Genomic DNA, 5,584 nt, shown 5'->3' with positions numbered 1-5,584 from the left:
GCGCCCACCGCTTGAATCCGCCATCGAGTTCGCCCTGCGCAGCTCACGCACTTCCTTCTCCAGCTCGACCAGGCGCTGGGACTCGCTGGTCGTGGTCCCGGGACGGTGCCCCTCGTCGACCTCGGCCTGCACAACCCAGTTCCTCAAAGTCTCGGGATTGATCCCCAGTTGCTCGCCCACACGGCGGAACGTGCCCGACCTCGTCGATGGATCGCGCCGTGACTGAACAGCCATCCTCGTGACTCTCTCCCGAAGCTCGTCGGGGTACTTCCTCGGTGCTGCCATGCTCCTCATCCTCCCGTGGATTCAGAGCCTCCACCAGACCCGGGGCGATTCACCCTTCAGCAGTACCCACCCCAGCCCTGCCGCCAAGCCCCGAATTGATCTACCAACCCTTCGCCGAAGGTACCCCGGAGGCGGGCACCGTGGCGCCGACCTTCCTGCCGGGTCGGGGTGTCGAACAGGTGAATTGCACGACTAGCCCGGCGGACACTCCTCGACTTTCGCTATTATCAGTAGCACTTCGTGCGAACCAAGATCGCCAGGCGCCCGAGAGCAGTCTCGGGGATGGGAGTGTGGGTGCGGTGATGGCGGCCAGGCGCGACGCGGGTCCTCGGTCCAAGGACGTGATGGATGACAAAGACCCGCGTTTGGTTCGTTCACGCAACCGGTTGGTTGATGCGGCATCTGCCCTGTTGAAGACCGGCGGGGTTGATGCAGTCACGGTCGGGGCGGTCTCCCGGATGTCGCGGGTGGCTCGAACGACGTTTTACCGGCATTTCGACGGCACCACCGATTTGTTGGCTGCGGCGTTCGAACGATTGTTGCCCCACGCCGACGTCCCTGACGCGCACGGACCAATCCGCGACAGTTTGGTGCGGTTGGTCCGTGCTCAGGCTGCGTTGATCGAGCAGGCGCCACTGCAATTGACCGCCTTGGCGTGGCTGGCGATGGTGCCGGAGGAGCCCGGGGAGCAGCAGAACACCCTCGCGCCGCTGCGCGCTCGTGTCATCGCGCAGTACCGGGAACCGTTCGATCAGGTGTTGCAGAGCGCCGCCGCCCAGAAGGAACTCGACGAGTTCGATCCCGGCGTGGCCATCACCCAGCTCGTGGGCCCGCTGGTCTTCGCGCGGCTGTCCGGCCTTCGCTCGATGAGTGGCGCGGACTGCGAACAGCTTGTCGACGACTTTCTCGCCGCCCACCGCCGCTGATCCGATAGTCCCGCGTCGCCGAACAATCCATTCCTTTCGCTACATGCTGTAGCGTAGTGATACCGATTGATTCATTTGTCGAAGGGTGTGCGATGCCAACGCAGCGATGGATGCGTGAGCAGTGGTGAAGCTTCGGCGATCGACCGGTCGCGGTGAGTACAGCCGGTCGCTGGGGCAGGTGGGACGCTTCGTCTTGTCGCACAAAGCGCTGGTAGCGGGCGTCTGGGTGGCTGTTGCCGTGGTGTTGGCTGTGCTGTTTCCCCAGTTGGAAACAGTTGTGCGCCAGCAATCGGTGGACCCAATTCCTAAGGGCGTGCCGTCGTTTCAGGCGCTCGATCGCATGGGCGAGGCGTTCGACGAAAAGGGCGCGAAGACCACGGTGTTCGTGGCAATGGAAGATCCGGCCGGACTCACCGAGCCCGCCCGCCAACGCTATGACGACCTCGTGGTCCGGCTCCGCGCCGACCGCGATGATGTGCAGGCCGTACGCGACCTGCTCGCCGACCCGATCACTGCCCGACAAGCGCTCAGCGAAGACGGCAAAGCCTGGTACTTGCCCGTCGGGGTCAGCGGCAGCCTCGGCGGGCCGACGGCGGCCCACGCTGTGGAATCGATCCGCGAGACCGCAGCAGAGGTCTTTACCGGCACCAGCACGACAGTCCACGTGACCGGACCAACAGCGACCTTCAGCGACCAAATCGTCACCGCTGAAAAGGATCTGGTGGTCATCACCATCGCCACCGTCGTGCTGATCGCCATAATCTTGCTGATCGTCTATCGGTCGGTGTTCACTGCGTTGCTACCGCTTCTGGTCATCGGTATCAGTCTCGCCGTAGCCCGCGGAGTCATGTCTGCGTTAGGCGAACTGGGCATGCCAGTCTCGCAATTCACCGTTGCGTTCATGACCGTCATCTTGCTCGGCGCCGGTGTGGACTATTCGGTCTTTGTGATCAGCAGATACCACGAAAGGCTGCGCCAAGGCGCCGCCGCGTCCGACGCTCTCATCGATGCCACCGCCACCATCGGACGGGTGATCCTTGCGTCGGCAAGCACTGTTGCTCTCGCGTTCTTAGCCATGGTCTTCGGGCAGCTCAGCGTCTTCGCCACCCTCGGCCCCGCCTGCGCAGTGGCGATCCTCATCGGATTCCTCGCCACCGTCACGTTGTTGCCGCCAGTGCTGCTGTGGGCTGCGCGATGGGGGTGGGGTGCCCCGCGCAAAGACCTCACGCGGCGCTACTGGAACCGCATCGCGGTCCTCGTCGTACGCCGCCCGGCGCCGTTGCTGGCCGTCAGCCTCGTCGGATTGACGATCCTGAGCGTCACCGCGCTGGGCATTCAGATCACCTACGACGACCGAGACGGTCAACCCACAACCACCGACAGCAACGAAGGTTACGCACTGCTCAACCGGCACTTCCCGCAAGACATCACCATCGCGGAATTTGTCGTCGTGGATTCGCCCACCGATCTGAGAACAACCAACGGACTTGCCGACCTTGATCAGATGGCAGCTCGGATTGCGCAGATCCCCGGCGTCACCCGTGTGGTCGGTGTCACTCGCCCGACCGGAGCCAAACTCGAACAAGCCCAACTCTCCTGGCAGAACGGGCAGATCGGCGATCGGGTGGCCGGCTCAGTGGGTGAGGGCCAAGCCCGCAAAGGTGACCTCGAACAATTGCGTTCTGGTGCAGACCAACTCGCCGACGGCCTCGAACAACTCGACATACAGATCCGCACCAATCTCACCCCACTGGCTGGCATTCTTAACCAAGTCACCACCATCGGGGCCGAAATAGGTCAATACCAACCACTTCTACAAACACTGACCGCCGCCGCACCCCAACTCGACCAAGCCGCGCAGAACGCCCCTCAGCTAGCAGCCCTGGCCGAACAGTCATCAGCCGCCATAGCCACAATCACCTCAGTGCTCCCGTTACTGGATAACTCAGCGCTGTGCACTCAACTACCCCAATGCAGCACCCTGCGCCAACAAGCCCGCGATCTCGCCGCACTCCGCGACAGCGGGTTCTTCACCCAGATCACGACACTGTCCACCCAGCTCGCGCAGATGGACACCCCCCTCACCGCGGTCACCAACCAACTCAACGCCACCGTCGCCACCCTCGAGACCACGCTGGGAACCATCGGGGCCCAAGACCTGCCAACCAAACTCGCCCAACTGCAGACCGGGGTCTCCCAACTCGCCGCCGGCTCGCGAACACTCGCCGAAGGCGTATCTGCACTCGTCGACAGCAACCTTCAACAACTCGCCGGCATGGCCACGCTCGCCGCCCAACTACAGACCACCGCGCGCGAAACCCGCGGCTCGGACTCGGCCACCGGCTTCTACTTACCCAAAGATGCTTTCGCTGACCAGCAATTCGCCGACGTTGCGCGCCAATTCATCTCCCCGGACGGACACACCGTGCGCTACGCCGTCCAGACAAGCTTCGACCCCTACAGCGCGGACGCCATGCGCCTGGCCAGCACCATCGCCACCGTCGCCAACGACGCAAAACCCAACACCACCCTGACCGACTCCACCGTCTCCGTCGCCGGCTTCCCCGCTATCAACGCCGACCTGCAACGACTGCTCACCAACGACTTCCGCCTCCTGGCCCTGGCCACCCTGGCCATCGTCGGCATCATCCTGATCATCCTGCTGCGCTCACTGGTCGCACCCATCTACCTACTCGGCACCGTCGTACTCAACTACACCGCAGCATTGGGCATAGGCGTCCTGATCTTTCAGCACATACTCCACACCGACATCGCTTGGCCTGTGCCCCTATTAGCGTTCATCGTCCTGGTAGCCGTCGGCGCCGACTACAACATGCTGCTGGTCTCACGATTGCGCGAAGAATCACATCACAACGTCCGAGTCGGAGTGCTCCGCACCGTCACCAACACCGGCTCAGTTATCACCTCAGCAGGCCTCATCTTCGCCGCCAGCATGTTCGGCCTCATCGCCGGTTCCATCGGCATCATGACCCAAGTCGGACTCATCATCGGCGTAGGCCTTCTCATCGACACCTTCATCGTCCGCACCATCGTGGTACCAGCCATCGCCACACTCCTCGGCAACGCAAGCTGGTGGCCCCAAAAGCCAACGACCCCTCCCACCCAACGCCGCCACCGACCCCACCCCGCAAAGCAAACATAAAGCCGGGGGACTGCTGCACGACCAGGTGACAGTTTCGGTGTCATGCCGCTGAGGCGGCTGTGTTGATGATCGTCTCGTATTCGATCGGGGTCAACCGGCCGAGGCGGGCCTGACGACGGCGTCGGTGGTAGGTCCGTTCGATCCAGGTGACGATCGCGATCCGCAACTGCTCGCGGGTGCTCCAGCGGTGCCGGTCCAGGACGTCCTTCTGGAGGAGCGCGAAGAACGATTCCATCGCTGCGTTGTCGCCGGCGGCACCGACTCTGCCCATGGACCCAACCAGGCCGTGTCGGTTGAGCGCGGACACGAACTTCCGCGACCGGAATTGAGAGCCCCTGTCCGAATGGACAATACAACCCGAAACATCGTCCTCTCGGCGGGCAACAGCGTTGTCCAGAGCGGTCACGGCGAGACGGGACTTCATCCTGGAGTCGATGCTGTAGCCGACGATCCGCCCCGAGCAGGCGTCTTTGATCGCGCAGAGGTAGAGCTTGCCCTCGTCGGTCCAATGCTCGGTGATATCAGTGAGCCACACTTGGTCCGGTGTGTCGGCGGTGAAGTCGCGTTCGACCAGGTCGTCGTGCACAGGCGGGCCCGGCTTCTTACCGTTCTTCCCACGTTTCTTGCCGAAGCTCGACCACCACTGGTTGGCCGAGCAGATCCGCCATGCCGTCCGCCCGCTCATCGGCTGACCAGCAGCTTCGGCTTCATCGGCGAGGAAGCGGTACCCGAATTCCGGGTCATCACGATGCGCGTCGAACAGGGCGTTCGCCCGCTCCGCTTCGACCCAGTCTGCCGCGGTGACCGCGTCCCTGAGCCACCGGTAGTAGGGCTGTCTGGAGAGCTTGAGTACCCGGCACGTCACCGTGACGGGGATTCCGTCGGCGGCGAGCTCTTTCACGAGCGGGTAGAGCCTTTTCCCGGAAGGTTCGCCTGCGACAGATATGCCGCAGCCCGTCGCAGGACCTCGTTCTCCTGCTCCAACAACCGATTCCGCTTCCGAAGCTCTCTCAGTTCGGCAGATTCGGTCGACGTTGTTCCAGGCTTGTGTCCGTCGTCGATGGCGACGCGGCGCATCCACTTGGCCAGGGTCATCTCATGGATCCCGAAGTCTTTCGCGACCTGCGCGAGTGTCACGCCAGGTTCACGGTCTCGGGCTACCCGGACCACATCGTCGCGGAACTCTGAATCGCCCCGGGTTTCGTGGAGG

4 protein-coding genes are annotated in these 5,584 nt (G+C 63.3%); 2 read left to right on the top strand and 2 right to left on the bottom strand.

Annotated elements, in window-relative coordinates; all coding sequences use genetic code 11:
• Positions 1-285: transposase (locus tag Y710_RS18845; RefSeq protein WP_197462958.1), on the bottom strand; the 285-nt coding region annotated here is incomplete at its 3' end.
• Positions 286-629: 344 nt separating this feature from the next.
• Here Y710_RS18845 and Y710_RS18205 point away from each other — a divergent pair.
• Together Y710_RS18205 and Y710_RS18200 are read left to right on the top strand one after the other, a co-directional pair.
• Entirely contained in the window at positions 630-1,211 is a 582-nt protein-coding gene (locus Y710_RS18205) for a TetR/AcrR family transcriptional regulator (protein ID WP_020173037.1), read from the top strand.
• Positions 1,212-1,332: 121 nt separating this feature from the next.
• A complete protein-coding gene (locus tag Y710_RS18200; RefSeq protein WP_006896682.1) occupies positions 1,333-4,374 on the top strand; it encodes an MMPL/RND family transporter in 3,042 nt (1,013 codons plus the stop codon).
• Between the two features lie 40 nt (positions 4,375-4,414).
• Here the strand turns inward: Y710_RS18200 and Y710_RS18195 are convergent.
• Positions 4,415-5,544 (bottom strand): IS3 family transposase gene (locus Y710_RS18195; protein WP_231875785.1). Its coding sequence is split into 2 segments (ribosomal slippage): positions 4,415-5,293 and positions 5,296-5,544, totalling 1,128 coding nucleotides; the frame shifts between segments, so codons are not numbered across the junction.
• Positions 5,545-5,584: the final 40 nt, after the last annotated feature.

The sequence above is a fragment of the Gordonia sp. QH-12 genome (assembly GCF_001578675.1).
GTDB lineage: Bacteria > Actinomycetota > Actinomycetes > Mycobacteriales > Mycobacteriaceae > Gordonia > Gordonia sihwensis.
Note: the sequence above shows the minus strand (reverse complement) of the source record. Positions and strands in the feature narration are given on the sequence as shown.